This is a genomic window from Streptomyces sp. NBC_00876 (genome assembly GCF_045207435.1).
GTDB lineage: Bacteria > Actinomycetota > Actinomycetes > Streptomycetales > Streptomycetaceae > Streptomyces.
In genome coordinates this window covers 4,333,854-4,355,544 of sequence record NZ_CP108800.1, presented here as the reverse complement: position 1 = coordinate 4,355,544, position 21,691 = coordinate 4,333,854, and the positions used below count along the sequence as shown (strand labels likewise).

The following is a 21,691-nucleotide window of genomic DNA, read 5'->3' as shown; positions in this document are numbered from 1 at the left end:
GTCCCTCCTGCTTGTCCGTGTGCCCGTCGTCCCGCGCTCATGAGGAGATCCGCTCCTTGAGGTCGTTCAGGTCCTTGAGCCAGCTGTCGATCACGGGGGCCGTCGTGTCGACGTGCTGCTCGACGATGGTGAAATGCGTGCCGGGAACGGTCGCCACGGTGTCCGCGCCCTCCCAGTCGGCCTGCCAGCCGTCGCCGGAATCGATCCCGGCGTCCTCGCCCGTCTCGAAGAGGTTCCCGGCCCGTACGAACAGCACGGGCGCCTCGATGTCCGCCTGGGTGAACTGCGGCAGCAGCTCCACGTACCGGCCCATCGCGGAGAGTTCGGCGCTGCTGAACGATCCGAGCGTGGCCGCCTTGTCGGGGACCGCGAAGGCCATCTGGTCGAAGATCGCGTCGTTCGTCCGGCCCATGTAGTACGTGTCCAGGAGGACCAGACCGGCCGGCCGTACCCCGTGCACCCGCTCCAGGCGTGCCACGGTGGCATGGGCGAGCAGGCCGCCCGAGGAGAAGCCGAGCAGGACGAACGGCTCTCCTCCCGCGGTACGCAGCACGGCCTCGGCGAGAACGTCCACGGCCGCGTCGAAGGACTCGGGCAGCGAGTCACCGCGTGCGAACCCGGGGGTGGGGATCCCGGACACCGGCATCGACAGCCGGGCCGCGAGCCGGGCGTGCTGGTGCACGCCACCCGCCACGGTCGGGGTGCTGAGGCAGATCAGCCGGGGCGGCGTCCGCCCGTCGGTGCCCGTCGCGCCGCGGGCCCCGTACGAGACCGCTGCGGGCAGCTCCGCCAGATCGGCCGCCGTGGCGAAGGACGGCCGTAGTGCGGCCACCGAGCGCAGCATGGCCAGTCCGGGCTGGAGGTTCCCCGACATGATCGCGTCGAGGAACAGCCCGTACAGGGTGTCGTCGAGCCGGCTGCCGGTGTCCGTTGCGGGCGCTGCGCCCTGCCCCGCGTCGCCCTCGGCCGCGGCCAGTCGGCCGGCGAGCAGCCGGGCCAGATCGAGCGGGCTCCTGCTGTCGAAGACCACCATGGCCGGCAGCGCGAGCCCGGAGGCCGCGTTGAGCCGGTTGCGCAGTTCGACGGCGGTCAGCGAGTCGAATCCGGCCTCCAGGAAGCCCGCTTCGGCGTCCACCGCCCCGGCGTCGGCGTGCCCGAGGACCTCGGCGGCGTGGCTGAGGACCTCTTCGAGCACGACCCGGGTCCGGGCCGCTTCGTCCAGCCCGCGCACCTTCTGGGCGAGCCCGCCGGTCTCCCGGGCGACGGCCGCCGCACCGGCCCGGCGACGCCCGGCGGGCGCCAGGGCCCGCAGCAGCGCGGGCACTTCATCGGTACGGGCCCGCAGCGCGCCCAGGTCGACGCGGAGCGGCACGAGCGCCGCGGCGTCGGCGGCGACCGCCGTGTCGAAGAGCCACAGGCCCTCCTCCTCGGTCAGTGCCGGGGTTCCGGTGCGCCGCATCCGCTGGAGGTCGGCCTCGCCGAGCCACTGGCTGAGCCCGGTCTCGGTGGCCCACAGCCCGAAGGCCATGGAGGTGGCGGCCAGACCCCGCGAGCGGCGGTGGGCCGCGAGCGCGTCGAGGAAGACGTTGGCCGCGGCGTAGTTGCCCTGCCCGGCGGCCATGACCAGGCCGCCGGCCGAGGAGAACAGCGCGAACACCGTCAGGTCGAGCCCCGCGGTCAGCTCGTGCAGATGCCAGGCGGCGTCCGCCTTGGCCCGCAGCACATGGTCCATCTGCTCGGGGGTGAGCGCCCCGACCAGCCCGTTGTGGGCGACGCCCGCCGCATGGACGACCCCGCGCAGCGGGTGCTCCGGGTCGATGCCCCCGATCAGCGCGGCCACGGCCGCCCGGTCGGAGACGTCGCAGGCGGCGATCTCCACCCGGGCCCCGAGCGCGGTCAGTTCGTCGCGGAGCCCGGCCGCGTTGGGCGCCCCGAGCCCCCGCCGGCCGGCGAGCAGCAGGTGACGTACGCCGTGCTCGGTCACCAGGTGGCGGGCGACGATCGCGCCCAGCCCCCCGGTGCCGCCGGTGATCAGGACGGTTCCTTCGGGGTCCCACGGTGTGTCACCGCCGGGCGCCGCGGAACGGGCGAGCCGGGGCGCGAGCACCTTGTCCCGGCGGACGGCGAGTTCGGGTTCGTCCGAGGCGAGCGCTGAGGCCAGCGCGCGCGGCGACGGCTCGCCCTCCTCCAGGTCCAGCAGAACGAAACGGCCGGGGTTCTCGGCCTGCGCGGCCCGCACCAGACCCCACACCGGGGCCTGGCGCACATCGACCGGGTCGCCGTCGGCGACGGCCGCCGCGGCCCGGGTCACCAGCACCAGCCGCGACTGTGCGAACCCCGGCCCGTCCAGCCACTGCTGCACGGCGGCCAGTGCCCCGTCCACGGCGGTGCGCATCCCTGCCGGGACCTCGTCCTCACCGCCCGCTGCGGGCCCGTCCGCCAGGACGGGCAGCAGCACCAGGTCCGGCACGGCGGCGCCCGCCGCTCCCAGCGCGTCGAGTCCCGGCACCACCGGAACCCCGGCCACCTCCAGGCCGGGTCCGGCGATCGCCCAGTCCCCGCGCGGCCCGCTGCCGGCGCCGACCGGCTGCCACTCGACGGCCAGCAGCGCGTCCCGGAACCCGCCGGCGGAGAGCTGCCCTGCCGCGACCGGCCGCAGTTGCAGCGCGTCCACCGAGGCCACGGGGGCCCCGGCCGGGTCGGTGAGGTCCAGGCGCACCGCGTTGCGCCGGCCTTCGACCGGTGCGAGCCGGACCCGTACAGCGGTCGCGGACGCGGCGTGCAGGGTGACGCCCGCCCAGGAGAAGGGGAGCAGCGCCTGCCCGTCGTCCTCCTCGGCGCCGAGCCCGCCGAAGCCGAGCGCGTGCAGGGAGGCGTCGAGCAGGGCGGGGTGGAGCCCGAAGCGCCCGGCGTCGGCGTGTGCCTGCTCGGGCAGTGCGATCTCGGCGTAGAGCGCGTCACCGTGCCGCCAGGCCGCAGTCAGCCCCTGGAACACCGGGCCGTAGCCGAACCCGCGCTCCTGAAGGCTGTCGTACAGCCCGTCGGCGTCCAGTTCCTCGGCGCCGGCGGGCGGCCAGGCAGTGAGCGCGTCGCCCGCCGCACCGCCGGCCGGGGCCAGCATGCCGTCCGCGTGCCGGGTCCACGGCTCCTCGGGGTGGCTCTCCGGGCGCGAGTACACCCGTACGGCCCGCCGGGCCTGTGCGTCGGGCTCGCCGACGACGACCTGGAGGGCGACTCCGCCCCGTTCGGGCAGGACGAGCGGTGCGTAGAGGGTCAGTTCCTCCAGCAGCCCGCAGCCGACATGGTCGGCGGCCCGCAGCGCGAGTTCCACGAAGCCGGTGCCGGGAAGCAGGACGGCGCCGTGCACGGCGTGATCGGCCACCCAGGGCTGGGTGTCCAGGGAGATCCTGGTGGTGAAGGTCACCGCGTCGGAGTCCGGGGACGCGACGACGGCCGCGAGCAGCGGGTGGTCCAGGGCGTCCTGGCCGACGGCAACGGCATCCGTGGCCGGCTTGGCCGCGTCGACCCAGTAGCGGGTGCGCTGGAAGGGGTACGTGGGAAGGTCGACGCGACGTGCACCGCTACCGGCGTAGAACGCCTCCCAGTCGACCCGTACGCCGTCGACGTGCAGACGGCCCACGGCCGCGACCAGGGACTCCGGCTCGGGCCGGTTCCGGCGCACGGCCGGCACGAGAACTCCCTCACCGCCGCCATCGCCGCGCGCGCCGTCGCCGCCGATGATCTGCTGGGCGAGACCGGTCAGGATCCCGTCCGGGCCGATCTCCAGGAAGCGCGTGACTCCCTGCCGCTCCAGCGCGCCCACGGCGTCGACGAAGCGCACGGCCTCGCGGACCTGGCCGACCCAGTACTCCGGCGACTGCCAGTCCGAGGACAGTTCGCCGGTGACGGTGGAGACCACCGGGAGACACGGCTCGGAGTAGGACAACCCCGCTGCCACAGAACGGAATTCATCCAGCATCGGCTCCATCAGGGCCGAGTGGAACGCGTGCGAGACGGCGAGCCGACTGGTCTTTCGGCCTGCGGCGGCGAAGTGCTCACCGACGGCGAGCGCGGCGGCCTCGGTACCCGAGACGACGACCGCCTGCGGCCCGTTGACGGCCGCGATCCCCACACCTTCGGTCAGCAACGGCAGCACCTCGGCCTCCGTCGCCTGGATGGCGACCATCGCGCCACCAGCAGGCAGGGCCTGCATCAGCCGGCCACGGGCGACCACCAGCCGGGCCGCGTCGGCGAGGGAGAGGACCCCTGCCACATGCGCGGCGGCCAGCTCGCCGATGGAGTGTCCGACCACCACATCCGGGGTCACACCCCACGCCTCGACGAGACGGAACAACGCCACCTCGAACGCGAACAGGGCGGGCTGAGCAAGGGCGGTCGCATTCAGCGCATCCGCGTCCTCACCCCACACCACCTCACGCAACGACCTCCCGAGGTGACCGTCGATCTCCGCGCACACCGCGTCGAACGCCTCCGCGAAGACGGGGAACGCCTCGTACAGCCCACGACCCATACCCAGTCGCTGCGCCCCCTGCCCGGTGAACAGGAACGCCGTCCTTCCGCTGCGGCGAGCCTGGCCGACGGCCACAGCGGGCGCGTTGCGCCCCTGAGCCAGTGCGGTCAGACCACGCAGCAGTTCCTCGTTCCGCGCACCGACCACCACGGCCCGGTGGGCGAATGTGGTGCGTGTGGCGATCAGTGAGAGGCCGAGGTCGGCCGGACCGGTCCCGGGCTGCTCCATGACCCGCTCCATCAGCCGTTCGGCCTGAGCGGCCAGGGCCTGCGGGGACTTGGCGGACAACACCCAGGGCACGGAAGGAAGTTCGGAGCCGGCGACTGTGGCCTCCTCCGGCGCCGCCTCGGGTGCTTCCTCGACGATCACGTGGGCGTTCGTCCCGCTGATGCCGAAGGAGGAGACGCCGGCCCGGCGGGGCCGGTCCATGGGCTGCCACTCCCGGGCCTCGGTGAGCAGGGCGACGTTTCCGGCGGCCCAGTCGACCTGGTCCGAGGGCGCGTCCACGTGCAGGGTCCTCGGCAGGACGCCGTGCCGCATGGCCATGACCATCTTGATGACGCCCGCGACGCCCGAGGACGCCTGCGTGTGGCCCATGTTGGACTTGATGGAGCCCAGCCACAGCGGCCGGTCCTCCTCGCGCCCCTGACCGTAGGTGGCCAGCAGTGCCTGGGCCTCGATGGGGTCACCGAGAGTGGTTCCGGTGCCGTGGGCCTCCACCGCGTCGACCTCGGCAGGCGCCAGGCCCGCGTTGGCGAGGGCCTGACGGATGACCCGCTGCTGCGAGGGCCCGTTCGGGGCGGTCATCCCGTTGCTGGCGCCGTCCTGGTTGAGCGCGGAGCCACGGAGCACGGCGACCACCGGGTGGCCGTTGCGGCGGGCGTCGGAGAGCCGCTCCAGCAGCAGCACGCCCGCGCCCTCGCCCCAGGCGACGCCGTCCGCGGAGGCCGCGAAGGACTTGGACCGGCCGTCGGGGGCGAGCCCGCGCTGCCGGCTGAACTCGATGAACATGCCCGGGGTGCCCATGACGGCGACACCGCCGGCCAGCGCCAGCGAGCATTCGCCCGCCCGCAGGGCCTGGGCGGCCATGTGCAGGGCGACCAGTGAGGACGAGCACGCGGTGTCGACGGTGACGGAGGGGCCTTCGAGGCCCAGCGTGTACGAGGTGCGGCCGGAGACGAGACTGCCGCCACTGCTGGCCGCGGCCTCCACGCCGAGTGCGTAGTCGTGGTACATCACCCCGGCGAACACACCGGTCGGTGAACCCTTGAGCTTCGTCGGATCGATCCCGGCCCGCTCGATCGCCTCCCAGGACACCTCCAGCAGCAACCGCTGCTGCGGATCCATCATCAGTGCCTCGTTGGGGCTGATCCCGAAGAACACCGGATCGAACTCGGGTGCGTCATAGAGGAAACCGCCTTCGCGGGTGTACGTCCTGCCCGGCGTACCCGGCTCCGGGTCGTACACCTCCGGATCCCACCCACGGTCGCCGGGGAAGTCACCAACGGCGTCGACCCCGTCCGCGACCAGGTTCCACAACCCCTCGGGCGTGGTCACCCCACCCGGATACCGGCAGCCCATACCGACGATCACCACCGGATCGTCGTCCCGGTCCGCTCCGCCACCGACGGGCAGGGTGCGGGCGGGCACGAGCGCGGCGCGGTCCGAACCGGCAACCTCTTCACCCACGAAGGCGGCGACGGCCTGCGCGGTCGGGTAGTCGAAGATCAGGGTGGCGGGGAGCCGAAGGCCCGTCGTGGCACCGAGCCGGTTGCGCAGTTCGACCGCGGCGAGCGAGTCGAAGCCCAACTCACTGAAGGCCCGCTCCGGTTCGATGGCGTCGGCGGAGGCGTGGCCGAGCACGCCGGCCACCTGCGTCCGTACGAGGTCGAGGAGCGCGGCAGCACGCGCATCGGCGTCAAGTCCGGCCAGGCGGGCGAGGAGCCCGTCACCGCCGTCCGCGGACTGTGCGCTGCGGCGTACGGGAACCCGTACGAGTCCTCGCAGCAGGGCGGGAAGGGCGGTGGCACGGGCGCGCAGGACGTTCGTGTCGACCCGGAGCGGCACGGTGGCGGCCAGGCCCGACGCCAGTGCGGCATCGAACAGGGCCAGGCCCTCGGCCTCGGAGAGGGCGGGCAGCCCCTGGGCCGCCATCCGCTCCTCGGCAAGCCCCAGCATGTCGACGCTGGTCATGCCGGTGTCGACGGCCCAGAGGCCGAAGGCCATGGAGCAGGCCGGCAAGCCCTCGGCACGACGATGAGCCGCGAGCGCGTCGAGGAACACGTTGGCCGCCGCGTAATTACCCTGCCCCGCCGCCAGCACCAGACCACCGGCCGACGAGAACATCACAAACGCCGACAAACCCATTCCGGCAGTCAGTTCATGCAAATGCCAGGCCGCATCCACCTTCGGACGCAACACCGCATCCACCCGCGCCACCGTCAACGACCCAACCACACCGTTGTCCGCAACACCCGCCACATGCACCACACCCGACAACGGATACGCCGGATCCACCGACCCGATCACCCCGGCCAGAGCATCCCGATCCGCCACATCACAAGCGGCGACAGCCACCGAAGCACCCATGCCGGAAAGCTCCGCCACCAGATCAGCAACACCGGGAGCATCCGCACCCCGACGCCCCACCAGCAACAGACTCCGCACCCCGTGCACGGACACCAGATGCCGGGCCACCCGCGCACCCAGACCACCCGTACCACCCGTGATCAGGACCGTCCCGTCCCCATCCCACACCGGACCCGAACCATCCCCCGCGGCACGGACCAGCCGGGGAACCCACACCACCCCCTCACGCACCACCAACTCCGGCTCACCCAGAGCCACCACACGCTCCCACGGCACCGAACCATCCGAATCCACCAGCACAAACCGGCCCGGATTCTCCGCCTGCGCCGCCCGCACCAAACCCCACACCGGAGCCTGACGCACATCCACATCACTGTCATCGACAGCCACCGCACCCCGCGTGGCCACCACCAACACCGCACCCTCAGCCCGCTCAACCGACAACCACTCCTGCACCGCCCCCAACACACCACCCACCAAACCGCGCACAGCACCCGGAACATCCCCGTCCAGGCCGCGCGTTCCGCACTCGAAGACGACGGGGGCGGGCACCTCGGCGGATGTCCGGGTGTTGGTGGAGACGGCTTCGGGCAGCGGGTTCCACGCGATTCGGAAGAGGGAGTCGTGCCCGCCGGTGTCGAGCTGCTCGGTGGAGACCGGACGGCCCACGACCGCGCCGACGGTGGCCACCGGGGCCCCGGTGCCGTCGGCGACCTGCAAGGAGAGGCTTTCCGGGGTGGGCTGGGTGATGCGTACCCGTACGACGGAGGCGCCCGCCGCGTGCAGGGTGACGTCCCGCCAGACGAAGGGCAGCACGGTCTCATCGCCGCCCGTTCCGTTCACGAGTGCCGCGTGCATGGCGGCATCCAGGAGTGCCGGGTGGATACCGAACTTCTCGGCTTCGGCGTGTGCCTGCTCCGGGAGGGCGACCTCCGCGTACAGCACATCGCCGTCCCGCCAGGCGGCCTTGAGGCCCTGGAACGTCGGCCCGTATCCGAAGCCCCGCTCGCGCAGCCCCTCGTACGCGCCGTCCAGCGACAGTGCGTCCGCGCCTGCGGGCGGCCAGGCCGAGAGGTCGAATCCGGTGGCCCCGGCGCCGGAGGCGAGTACGCCGTCGGCATGCAGGGTCCACGGCAGATCCGGCCGGTCCTCGGCGCGGGAGTAGACGCTCACCGAGCGCCGGGCAGAGGCGTCGGCAGCACCGAGGACCATCTGCACGGTCACGGCCCCGCGCTCGGGAAGGACGAGCGGCGCCTGTAGCGCCAGCTCCTCGAGCACGTTGCAGCCGACCTGGTCACCGGCCCGGATGGCCAGCTCCACGAAGCCGGTGCCCGGCAGCAGGATGCTCCCGAGGACGTCGTGGTCGACGATCCAGCCGTGCGTACCGGCGGACAGCCGGCCGGTGAAGGTGACCACATCGGTGTCGGGCGACGGCAGCACCGCACCGAGCAGCGGGTGACCGGCATCGGTCAGCCCGGCCGTCGCGATGCTGCCGCTGCCGCTGCCGATCCAGGAGTTGGCGAGGTACTCCTCGGTGCCGATCCAGTAGCGAGTGCGCTGGAAGGCGTAAGTGGGAAGGTCGACGCGGCGAGCACCGGATCCGGCGTAGAACGCCTCCCAGTCGACCCGGGAGCCCTCCACGTACAACCGGCCCAGGGCCGCGACCAGCGCCTCGGACTCGGAACGCTTCCTGCGCAGCAGGGGGACGAAGGTGGCGGAGTCGGCGGCGGTTCCGGCCCCGAGAGCGGTCAGTACGGCGTCCGGGCCGATCTCGACGAACGTACGCGCACCGAACTCCTCGGCGGCACGGACGGCGTCCGCGAACCGGACGGGTCGGCGGACCTGATCGACCCAGTACTCCGCAGACTGCCAATCCGAGGACAGTTCGCCGGTGACGGTGGAGACGACCGGGATGCGCGGCTCGCTGAAGGTCAGCTCCTCCGCCACGGCCCGGAGGTCCTCCAGCATCGGCTCCATCAGAGCTGAGTGGAAGGCGTGCGAGACAGCGAGCCGACTGGTCTTGCGGCCGGCAGCGGCGAAGTGCTCACCGACGGCGAGCACGGCAGCCTCAGTGCCCGAGACCACGACCGACTGCGGTCCGTTGACGGCGGCGATACCCACACCGTCGGTCAGCAGCGGCAGCACCTCGGCCTCGGTCGCCTGCACCGCGACCATCGCGCCACCGGCAGGAAGCGCCTGCATCAGCCGGCCACGCGCCACGACCAGCCGGGCCGCATCCGCAAGCGACAGAACCCCCGCCACATGCGCGGCGGCCAGCTCACCGATCGAGTGCCCGACCACCACATCAGGCGTCACACCCCACGCCTCGACCAGCCGGAACAACGCCACCTCAAAGGCGAACAGCGCGGGCTGAGCGATAGCGGTCGCATTCAGCGCATCCGCGTCCTCACCCCACACCACCTCACGCAACGACCTCCCAAGGTGACCGTCGACCTCCGCACACACCGCATCAAAGGCCTCCGCGAACACCGGGAACGCCTCGTACAACCCACGACCCATACCGACCCGCTGCGCACCCTGACCCGTGAACAGGAAAGCCGTCCTGCCCTGCGCGACAAGCCCCCGCACCAGATCCGGGTGCTCCTCACCGGCCGCGAGAGCAGCAAGCGCACCCGGCCGGTCGCCGAGCACCACCGCCCGGTGCTCGAACGCGGACTTCGATGTCACCAGGGAGAGCCCGATGTCCTCGGGCCTGTGGTCGCCGGCCACGGCCAGCAGCTGTTCGGCCTGACCTGCCAGTGCCTCGCCGGTCTTGGCCGACACCGCCCAAGGCACGATGGGGAGTTCGGCCCGCTCAGCGGTCTCCTCCGCGTCCGCGGGCGCCTCCTCGACGATCACATGGGCGTTCGTCCCACTGATCCCGAACGAGGAGATGCCCGCGCGCCTCGGGTGACCGGCCTGCTGCCACTCCCGGGCCTCGGTGAGCAGTTCCACCTCACCGGCCGACCAGTCCACCTGGTCCGAGCGCTCCTCCGCGTGCAACGTCGGCGGCAGCACACCGTGCCGCATCGCCATCACCATCTTGATGATCCCCGCAACACCCGCCGCCGCCTGCGTGTGACCCATATTCGACTTGATTGAGCCCAGCCACAGCGGCTGGCCCTCGGGCCTGCCCTGGCCATAGGTGGCAAGCAGGGCCTGCGCCTCGATCGGGTCGCCCAGGACCGTGCCGGTGCCGTGCGCCTCCACCGCATCGACCTCCGCCGCCGACAGACCGGCGTCCGCGAGGGCGCGACGGATCACCCGCTGCTGAGCAGGACCGTTCGGAGCGGTCAGGCCGTTGCTCGCACCGTCCTGGTTCAGGGCCGAACCCCGGACCACCGCCAGCACCGGGTGGCTGTTGCGGCGCGCGTCCGAGAGGCGCTCCAGCAGCAGGACACCCGCGCCCTCGCCCCAGCCCGTGCCGTTGGCACCGATGCCGAAGGACTTGCAGCGGCCGTCCGGGGCCAGGCCTCGCTGACGGCTGAACTCGACGAAGACCTCCGGGGTGGCCATGACGGCAACGCCGCCGGCCAGCGCGAGCGAGCACTCGCCCGAGCGCAGCGCCTGAGCGGCCATGTGCAGGGCCACCAGCGAGGACGAGCACGCCGTGTCGACCGTGACGGCGGGGCCTTCGAGGCCGAAGACGTACGAGACGCGGCCGGAGGCGATGGCTCCGGTGCTGTTGTTGGCCGCGTAGTCGTGGTACATCATTCCGGCGTAGTAGCCGGTCATGCTGCCCCGGAGCGTCTCCGGGTCGATCCCGGCCCGCTCGAAGGCCTCCCAGGCCGTCTCCAGCAGCAGGAACTGCTGCGGGTCCATGACGGCGGCCTCGTTGGGGCTGATCCCGAAGAACGCAGGGTCGAACTCGCCCGCCTCGTGCAGGAATCCGCCCTCGTTGGCGTAGCTGGTGTGCGGGCGCTCAGAGGCCGGGTCGTAGATGCGGTCCAGGTCCCAGCCCCGGTTGGCGGGGAAGCCGGTGACGGCGTCCACGCGGTCGGCGACGAGCTGCCACAGCTGCTCGGGGGTTCGCACACCGCCCGGGTAGCGGCAGGCCATGGAGACGATCACGATCGGATCGCTCTCCACCGAACCCGACCGGGCCATGCTGCCCGCCTGGCTCAACTCCTCCACTGTGCCGCTGAGTTCGTCGAGCAGGTGGCGGGCCAGGGCGCGCGGGCTGGGGTAGTCGAAGGCCAGGGTCGCGGGAAGCCGGACCTCGGCGGCGGCGCTGACCGCGTTACGGAACTCGACGGCCGTGAGCGAGTCGAAGCCGAGCTCGCTGAAGGCGCGGGTCTCGTCGACCGCGTCCGGGCCGGGGTAGCCGAGGGCCACCGCGACCTGGGTACGCACCAGGTCGAGCAGGACGCTCTCCTGCTCCTCCCGGTCCAGCCCGGCCAGCCGGCCGTGCAGGGCCCCGGCCGCCTCCGGCGCGGACGCGGCGGTACGCCGGGCCCGTACGCGCACCAGTTTCCGGAAGAGCGGCGGCAGGGCGTCGCCGGCCTCGGCGAGGGTACGTACGTCCAGCCGGATCGGCAGGGCGACAGGGGTGTCGACCGTCAGGGCCCGGTCGAAGAGGTCCAGGCCGTAGGCCGAGGTCAGGGCTCCGATTCCGGTGCGGCTCATCCGCTGGAGGTCGGCGTCGGTGAGAGCGCCGGACATGCCGCTCGCCCACAGTCCCCAGGCGAGGGACAGGGCGGGCAGACCGTGGGCGCGCCGGTGGGTGGCGAGCGCGTCGAGCACGGCGTTCGCCGCCCCGTAGTTGCCCTGTCCGGGAACACCCAGCACACCGGTGGCCGAGGAGAACAGCACGAAGGCCGACAGCTCCAGGTCCCGGGTCAGCTCGTGCAGATGGAGCGCGGCATCGGCCTTGGCGCGCAGCACGATGTCCAGGCTCTGCGGGGTCAGCGAGGCGATGAGTGCGTCGTCGAGCACACCGGCGAGATGGACGACGCCGGTGAGGGGTGCTCCGGCGGCGCGCGGTGCGCCGTTGACGAGGTCGGCCAGGGCGTCGCGGTCCGCGACGTCGCAGGCCTCGACGGTGGTCTGCGCCCCGAGGTCCCGGAGCTCGGCGCACAGCTGCGCCGCGCCGGGGGCGTCGATGCCGCGCCGGGAGACCAGCAGCAGGCTCCGTACGCCGTGGATCTCGACGAGCTGCCGGGCCACCAGGCGTCCGAGCGCGCCGGTCGCGCCGGTGACCAGGACGGTGCCGTTGCCGAAGTCCGGCCGTACGCGCTTGCCGGGGTCGTCGCTGAGCCGGACGAGGCGTGCGCCGTACACGGCGGTGCCGCGTACGAGGGTCTGGGACTCACCGGTGGCCAGCGCGGTGGCGGCCTGGGTGTCGCTGCCGAGGTCGGCGAGGTCCGCGAGGAACAGCCGCCCGGGGTTCTCCGCCTGCGCGGAGCGCACCAGGCCCCAGACGGCCGCCCCTGCCAGGTCGAGGACGTCCTCGTGGGGTTCGCCGGTACGGGCGCACGCCCCGCTGGTCGCGACGAGCAGACGCGAGGCCGTGTACCGGTCGTCGGCCAGCCAGCGCTGAAGTGCGGCGAGTACCTCGGTGGTGGCGGCGCGGACGCTCGCGGGGTCCGCGCCGGCGTGCCGGGAACGCAGGACGACGCTCTCGGGTACGGACCCGTCGGCGCGCAGGGTGGACCAGTCGGCCGGCACGGACTCCTGGCCCGTGGCCGGGAGTTCGACCCATTCCAGGCCGAACAGGGACTCGTGGGCGACCGCACGGGCGGCGGCGAGCTGCTCGGCGGAGACCTCGCGCATGACGAGGGAGTCGACGGACAGGACCGGCCGGCCCGTCTCGTCGGCGACGGACAGGCCGACCGCTCCCGCACCGTCCGGGGCGATACGGACCCGCAGGCGCGTGGCTCCGGAGGCGTGCAGCCGTACCCCCGTCCAGACGAACGGCAGGACCGGGCCGGTCGCTTCGGCGAAGAGGTCCGTGAACACGGAACCGTGCAGGGAGGCGTCCAGCAGCGCCGGGTGCAGACCGAAGTCGGCGGCCCCGGGCCTGGCCCGGTCGGGCAGTTCGACCTCGGCGAAGACCTCGGTGCCGGACTGCCAGGCACCCGTCAGACCACGGAAGGCGGGCCCGTACGCGAGTCCGGCGGCGGCCAGCGTCTCGTACACGCCGTCCGTGTCGATCGGGGTGGCGGCGGCCGGCGGCCAGGCGGCCAGGTCGAAGGGGGCCGAGTCCGCGGTGGTGGCCGCCAGGACACCGGCCGCGTGCAGCGTCCAGGGCTGGTCGGGCTGGTCGTCGCGGCGGGAGTGAACGCTGACCGGGCGGCGCCCGGAGGCATCGGCGGCGCCCACCTCGACCTGAAGGGCGACGGCACCCCGCTCGGGAAGGACCAGCGGCGACTGGAGCATCAGTTCTTCGAGCGACTCGCAGCCGACCTGGTCACCGGCCCGGACGGCCAGTTCGACGAAGCCGGTGCCGGGGAAGACCACGGAGTCCCCGACGACATGGTCGGCCAGCCAGGGCTGGGACGAGACGGAGACCCTGCCGGTCAGGACGACACCGCCGGAGTCGGCGAGGGAGACGACGGCGCCGAGCAGCGGGTGCCCGGCGGCCGCGAGACCGGCGGCGGAGAGGTCACCGGCGGAGCCGTTGCCCTCGACCCAGTAGCGGGTGCGCTGGAAGGGGTACGTGGGAAGGTCGACGCGACAAGCACCGGTACCGGTGTAGAGCGCCGCCCAGTCGATGTCGGCGCCGCGCGCCCAGACCGCTCCGAGCCCGGCCAGCGCCTCCCGGGCCTCGTCGCGGTCGCGGCGCAGCAGGGGGATGAAGGTGGTGTCGTCGGTGGCGGCGCCGGCCCCGAGGGCGGTCAGCACCGCGTCCGGGCCGATCTCCACGAACGTACGCGCGCCCAGCTCCTCGGCAGTGCGCACCGCGTCGGCGAAACGGACGGGGTTACGGACCTGGCCGACCCAGTACTCCGCGGACTGCCACTCCGCGCACTGTTCGCCGGTAACGGTGGAGACCACCGGGAACCGCGGCTCGCCGAAGGTCAACTCCTGGGCCACCGCACGGAACTCCTCCAGCATCGGTTCCATCAACGCCGAGTGGAACGCGTGCGAGACAGCCAGCCGGGTCGTCTTGCGGCCGACGGCGGCGAAGTGCTCACCGATGGCGAGGGCGGCCGCCTCCGTACCCGAGACCACAACAGCCGAAGGGCCGTTGACGGCCGCGATCCCAACCCCGTCGGTCAACAGCGGCAGCACTTCAGCCTCGGTCGCCTGCACGGCCACCATCGCGCCACCGGCAGGAAGCGCCTGCATCAGCCGGCCACGCGCCACGACCAGCCGGGCCGCATCCGCAAGCGACAGAACCCCCGCCACATGCGCGGCGGCCAGCTCACCGATCGAGTGCCCGACCACCACATCAGGCGTCACACCCCACGCCTCGACCAGCCGGAACAACGCCACCTCGAAAGCGAACAGGGCAGGCTGGGCGAACGCGGTCGCATTCAGCTCATCCGCATCCGCATCCGCGTCCGCGTCCCGGCCCCACATCACCTCACGCAACGACTGCCCGAGGGGCGCGTCGACCTCCGCACACACCGCGTCGAACGCCTCCGCGAACACCGGAAACGCCTCATACAGCCCACGGCCCATACCGACCCGCTGCGCACCCTGACCCGTGAACAGGAACGCCGTCCGGCCCTGCGTGACGACCCCCTGCACCAGCCCGGGATGCGGCTGTCCCCCGGCCAGTGCCGTGAGACCGGACAGAGCCGCGTCACGGCCGTCCGCGAGGACCATCGCGCGGTGTTCGAGTGCGGCACGTCCGGTCGCCAGGGAGTACGTCAGATCGGCAGCGCGCAGCTCCGGACCGGCTGTGGCATGGGCGTGCACCCGGCCGGCCTGCGCGGCGAGAGCCGCGGCGTCGCGGCCGGAGACCAGCCAGGGCAGGAAGGCGGGCAGCGGCACCACGGCCGCGGGCGCCTCGGGAGCTTCGTCCGCGGCCTCCGGGGTCTCGGACTGCTCCGGCGGGGCCTCTTCGAGGATGATGTGGGCGTTGGTGCCGCTCACGCCGAAGGCCGAGACACCGGCTCGCCTCGGCCGGTCCTCGACGCGTTCCCACTCCCGGGTCTCGGTCAGCAGCCGCACCCGGCCGGCCGACCAGTCGACGTGGCTCGACGGTTCGTCCACGTGCAGGGTCTTCGGGAGCACGCCGTGGCGTATCGCCTCGACCATCTTGATGATGCTGCCGACACCGGCGGCGGCCTGTGCGTGGCCCATGTTGGACTTGATGGAGCCCAGCCACAGCGGCCGGTCCTCCTCGCGCCCCTGACCGTAGGTGGCCAGCAGCGCCTGGGCCTCGATCGGGTCGCCCAGGGTCGTGCCGGTGCCGTGCCCCTCGACCACGTCGACATGGCCGGCGGAGAGCCGGGCGTTGGCGAGGGCCTGGCGGATGACGCGTTGCTGCGCACGGCCGTTGGGGGCGGTCAGGCCGTTGCTGGCGCCGTCCTGGTTGACGGCGCTGCCCCGCACGACGGCGAGCACGGGATGGCCGTTGCGCCGGGCGTCAACGAGCCGTTCGAGTACGAGCATGCCCGCGCCCTCGGACCAGCCGGTGCCGTCCGCGGCCTCGGCGAAGGCCTTGCAGCGGCCGTCGGGAGCGAGCCCGCGCTGCCGGCTGAACGCGATGAAGGGCGACGGGGTGGACATCACCATGACGCCGCCTGCGAGGGCCAGCGAACACTCCCGCTGCCGCAGGGCCTGGGCGGCCAGGTGGAGGGAGACGAGCGAGGAGGAGCAGGCCGTGTCGACGGTGACGGCGGGGCCTTCGAGGCCCAGGGTGTAGGAGATCCGGCCGGAGATGACGGCGGCCGCGTTGGCCGTGGTCATGTAGGCCTCGGCGACCTCGCCGGCCGCTCCGGTGAGGTACTCGTAGTCCTGGATTCCGGAGCCCGCGAACACACCGACGGGCTTTCCGCGCAACGACTCCGGGTTGATCCCGGCCCGCTCGATCGCCTCCCAGGACACCTCCAGCAGCAGCCGCTGCTGCGGGTCCATGGTGAGCGCCTCGTTGGGGCTGATCCCGAAGAAGCCGGCGTCGAATCCGGCGACGTCACGGACGAAGCCGCCCTCGTCGACGTAACTGCTGCCGGACCCGCCGGCGGATTCGGGCTCGGCGCCGCGCAGCCCGTCGAGGTCCCAGCCGCGGTCGGTGGGGAAGGTGGTGATGGCGTCCCGGCCCTCGGCCACGAGCCGCCACAGGTCGTCGGGGGTGCTGACGCCTCCCGGGTAGCGGCAGCTCATCGCCACGATGGCGATCGGCTCGTGGTCCTGGTTCTCGGCCTCCTGGAGCCGGCGCCGGGTCTGGTGCAGATCCGCCGTGACCCGCTTGAGGTAGTCGAGAAGCCTTGCGTCGTCATTGGACATGTTGGGTCCCACCGAGTCCTTGTTCATGCCGTGAGGTCGAGTCGGGTCGCGGAGTTGCGGGGCGGGGCCCGGTGCCGGTGTCACAGCACTGGCCGCGCGGTCGGTCAGGTGAGGCCGAGTTCGTTGTCGATGAAGGCGAAGACGTCATCCGCGGAGGCGGTTTCGAGCTGCTCGCCCACCCCTGGGCCGCCGGTGCCGGTCTGCGCGTCGAGGGTGGCGGTCAGCCGTGCCAGCAGGCTCTGCAGACGGGCGGTGATCCGGGTGGCCTCGATGTCTTCGGCGGCGAGTGCCGCAGCAGCCTCTTCGAGCCGGTCGAGCCGGTCCAGTACGGGGAGTTCGCCCAGGCTCTCGTCCTGACAGAGCTCGGACCACAGGTGGGCCGCGAGCGCCCCGGGGCTGGGGTGGTCGTAGATCATGCTGGTGGGCAGGGGGCGTCCCGTGGCGGCGACGAGTTTCGTCCGCAGGTCGACGGCGGCGACGGAGTCGAAGCCGAGGTCGGTGAAGCCGCGGTCGGGTGCGACCTCGGCGGGGTCCTCGTAGCCGAGGAGTGCGGCCACGTGTGTACGGACCAGGTCGAGCACCACGGACCGCTGTTCGGGCTGGGCCAGAGCCGCCAGCCGTTCCGCGAGGCCGGGGCCGTCACCCGCACCGTCCTGCGTACCGTCCGCGCCGAGGGCGGCGCGGACTTCGGACAGGCCGTCCAGGAGCGGGCGCGGCCGGGCGAGCGTGTACGTGGGGGCGAAGCGCTCCCAGTCGAAGTCGGCGACGACCGCGTGCGAGGTGCGGCCCGCCAGAATCCGGCGCAGCGCTCCGACGGCCAGGCCGGGCGGCATGGCGGGGGCACCCATCCGGCGCATGACGGCAGCGAGTTCGGCGTCGACCATGCCACCGTCCCACGAACCCCAGGCCACGGACGTGGCGGCGAGGCCGCGTGCGCGGCGGCTGTGGGCGAGACCGTCGAGGTAGGCGTTGGCGCTGCCGTACGCGGACTGGCCGGCGCTGCCCCAGACGGCGGCGCCGGAGGAGAAGAGGACGAACGCGTCGAGCGGGGTGTCCCCGAGGAGTTCGTCGAGATGGCGGGCGCCGAGCACCTTGGCCTCGGCCACCTCGGCGAGCTCGGCGGTCGTCAGTTCGCCGAGCGGGGCGATGCGCTGCGCCAGACCGGCCGCGTGGAAGACGGCGGTCAGACCGGGCAGCCCGGCGAGCAGCGTACGGACGGCTTCACGGTCGCCCATGTCGCAGGCCTCGACGGAGACCCGTGCGCCCATCGCGCCTATCCCGGCGACGAGTTCGGCGGCTCCGGGCGCTTCGGGACCGCGCCGGCCGACGAGGACGATGTGCTCCGCCCCGTCCGCGGCGAGCATCCGGGCGACATGGGCGCCGATCCCGCCGGTGCCCCCGGTGACCAGGACGGTGCCGCGGGCCTGCCACGGACCGGCCGGGTCGGGCTGCGCGGGACGGACCAGGCGGCGGGCGTAGCTGCCTTCGGGGCGGACGGCGACCTGGTCCTCGCCGGTGGCCCCGGAGAGGGTGTCGCACAGCCGCAACGCGGCGGCTTCGTCGAGGTCGGAATCGGAGCCGGAGCCGGAGCCGGCCGGGAGGTCGATGAGGCCGCCCCAGGTTCCGGGGGCCTCCAGGGCGAGCGCTGCCCCCAGCCCCCAGACTGCGGTCTGCTCGGGCCGCACGGGGCGGGCCGCCGCGTCGGCGTCGTCGGTGGCCACCGCACCCCGGGTGAGGCACCACACCGGGGCGGTCCACTGCCGGGCGGCCGTCTCCTGCACCAGGGCGACGGTGTCCACCAGGCCCTGGGAGAGCGTGGGGTGGGCGGGGTGCGGGGTGCTGTCGAGGGCGAGCAGGCTCAGGACCCCGGCCGGGGCGGCCGACTGCGCGGGGAGCGCGGAGCCCTGCACCCCACCGGCCTCCACCAGCACGGGGGTCGCACCCCGCGAGGTGAGCGCGGCGGCGAGGACGGCCGCGAGCGGCTGGTGCCCGGCGGTGTGGAGGACGAGCCAGTCCCCGGTGAGCGGGACGGGCGGCGCGGGGTCGGCGACCGGCGCCCAGGAGATCCGGTAGCGCAACGCGTCCACCGCCGAGGCCTCCCGCCGGCCGGCCCGCCAGCCGGTGAGCGCGGGCAGCACGGGGGCGAGGTCGGCGGGATCGATCCCGAGCCGCTCCGCGAGCCCTGTCGTGTCCTCGCGCTCCACGGCCTCCCAGAACTGCGCCTCGCCGGGGTCGGCGGCGGCCGGGTCGGTGGTGGCGGACGGGGCGTCGGGCTGGGCGGCCCAGTAGGTCCGGCGCTGGAAGGCGTAGGTGGGCAGGTCCACGCGGCGGGGCCGGCGGCCGGTGGCTGTTGCCGTTGCCGTGTCCCTATCCGTATCCGTGGCCGTGGCCGTATCAGCCGTGGCCGTGAAGAAGGCGTTCCAGTCGACGGGGACGCCTCGGGTGTGGGCGAGCGCGACGGCTTCGGCCATGACGCGCTCCTCGTCCCGGCCGCGGCGCAGGACGGCGGTGAACACCGGCCGGTCCGTCGCCTCGTCGAGCCCGGTCAGGCAGTCGGGGCCGAGCGGGGTGAGTGCGGCGTCGGGGCCGAGCTCCAGGAAGGTATGGACTCCCTTGGCCGCGAGCACACGTACGGCGTCGTCGAAACGGACGCTCGCACGCACGTGGCGTACCCAGTAGTCGGCGCAGCCCAGTTCGTCGTCGCCCGCGAGTTCACCGGTGACGGTGGAGACGACCGGGGTACGTGCGGTGCCGTACGTGATGCTCTCGGCGACCGTACGGAACGCGTCGAGCATCGGCTCCATCAGCGGGGAGTGGAAGGCGTGCGACACGGCGAGCCGCTTGGTCCTGCGCCCCAGGGCGGCGAAGTGCTCGGCGACGGCGAGGGCGTCGCTCTCGCCGCCCGAGATGATCACGGACGTCGGTCCGTTGAGGGCGGCGATGGCGGTGGCCGGGGTGAGCAGCGGCGTCACCTCGTCCTCGGCCGCCTCGACCGCGACCATCGCGCCGCCCTGCGGAAGGGCCTGCATCAGCCGGCCCCGGGCGGCGACCAGCCGGGCGGCGTCGGGCAGCGTGAGAACCCCGGCGACATGGGCGGCGGCGAACTCACCGACGGAGTGGCCGGCCAGGAAGTCGGGCCGGACGCCCCAGGACTCGATGAGCCGGTACAGGGCCACCTCGCAGGCGAACAGGGCGGGCTGGGCCTGGGCCGTACCGTCGAGAAGCGCACTGTCCTCGCCCCACATCACGCCGCGCAGCGGGATGTCCAGGTGCGCGTCGAGGGCCTCGACCGCCTCGTCGAAGGCGCGGGCGAACACCGGGTACGCGGCGTGCAGCGCGCGCCCCGTACCGAGCCGCTGGGCACCCTGGCCGGTGAACAGTACGGCGCTCAGCGCATCGGGCCGGGCCTCGCCGGTGAGGGTGCCGGACGTTCCGGCTGCGGCGGACCCGGAGGGCCCGGCGGCAAGCGCGCGCAGGGACCGTACGAGCTCGCCGGGGTCCGCGGCGCGGCTGTCGGCGACGACCACGGCACGGTGTTCCAGAGCGGCCCGGGTGGTGGCCAGCGACCAGCCGACATCGGCGAGCGCCTCCCCGGAGCGGGACTCCCCGGACCCCTCGGACTGGGACTCCTCGGACTGGGAATCCTCGGAGTGCGACTCCAGGTGGTCGGCGAGCCGGGCAGCCTGTGCGGCCAGTGCCTCGGGGCGGCGGGCGGAGACGAGGACGGGCACGAAGCGGGGTGCGGCCGACGCGGTTTCTTCGGTGGCGGCCGGGGAGCCCGAGGCGTCCGGGGCGGGTCCGTCGGTGGCGGCCGGGGCTTCCTCCACGATCACATGGACGTTCGTGCCGCTCAGCCCGAACGAGGACACTCCGGCCCGCCTGGCATGGCCGCGGTCCGGCCAGTCGATGGGCTCGGTCAGCAGCCGTACGGTGCCCGCGCTCCAGTCGACGTTGTGGCTCGGCTCGTCCACGTGCAGGGTGCGCGGCAGGACGCCGGCCCGCATGGCCTGCACCATCTTGATGACACCGCCGACCCCGGCCGCGGCCTGCGTGTGGCCGATGTTCGACTTGAACGAGCCCAGCCACAGCGGCTGGTCCGCGGACCGGTCCCGGCCGTACGCGGCGATGAGGGCCTGGGCCTCGATGGGGTCACCGAGAGTGGTTCCGGTGCCGTGCGCCTCGACGGCGTCGACATCGGCGGGGGCCAGCCCGCCCGAGGCCAGGGCCTGCTGGATGACCCGCTGCTGCGAAGGGCCGTTCGGCGCGGTCAGGCCGTTCGACGCGCCGTCGGAGTTCATCGCCGAGCCACGGATGACGGCGAGGACGGGGTGGCCGTGGCGGCGGGCGTCGGAGAGCCGCTCGACGAGGAGCATGCCCGCGCCCTCGGACCAGGTGGTGCCGTCGGCGGCGGCCGCGAAGGACTTGCACCGCCCGTCGGGGGCCAGGCCCCGGTCCTGGCTGAAGCCGACGAAGGAGTCCGGGCTCGCCATCACGGTGACACCGCCCGCGAGGGCCAGCGTGCACTCGCCTGAACGTACCGACTGCACGGCGAGGTGGAGGGCGACGAGTGAGGAGGAGCAGGCGGTGTCCACGGTGACGGCGGGGCCCTCGAGCCCCAGCGTGTAGGCGACCCGCCCGGATGCGACGCTGGCCAGGCCGCCGGTACCGCCGCCGCCCGGGTAGTCGTGGTAGACGACACCGGCGAAGACCCCGGTGCGGCTGCCCTTCAGGGAGGTGGGGTCGATCCCGGCCCGCTCGATGACCTCCCAGGACACCTCCAGCAGCAGCCGCTGCTGCGGGTCGGTGTCCCGCGCCTCGCGCGGACTGATCTTGAAGAAGTCCGCGTCGAACCCGCCCGCGTCGTGGAGGAAGCCGCCTTCCCGGCAGTACGTCTTGCCGGGCGTCCCCGGCTCCGGGTCGTACAGGGCCTCGATGTCCCAGCCCCGGCCGTCCGGGAAGAGCGAGACGGCGTCCCGGCCGGAGTCCACCAGGTGCCAGAGGTCCTCGGGCGACGTGATGCCGCCGGGGTAGCGGCAGCCCATCGCCACGATCGCGACCGGCTCGCTGCCGCGCTCCTCGAGCTCCGACAACTGGCGTCGGGTGCGCTGGAGTTCGGAGGTGGCGCGCTTGAGATAGTCCCGGAGCTTCTCGTCGTTGCTCATCGAACCTCAA

At 73.3% G+C, this 21,691-nt stretch carries 2 protein-coding genes; both read right to left on the bottom strand.

Annotated features, from left to right (window positions below; genetic code table 11):
- Positions 1 to 37 precede the first annotated feature (37 nt).
- On the bottom strand, positions 38 to 16,546 hold the full coding sequence (locus tag OG782_RS18940; protein WP_406452482.1) for an SDR family NAD(P)-dependent oxidoreductase: 16,509 nt from the start codon (positions 16,544 to 16,546) through the stop codon (positions 38 to 40).
- A gap of 77 nt (positions 16,547 to 16,623) precedes the next feature.
- On the bottom strand, positions 16,624 to 21,681 hold the full coding sequence (locus OG782_RS18935) for a type I polyketide synthase (protein ID WP_406452480.1): 5,058 nt from the start codon (positions 21,679 to 21,681) through the stop codon (positions 16,624 to 16,626).
- Positions 21,682 to 21,691 lie beyond the last annotated feature (10 nt).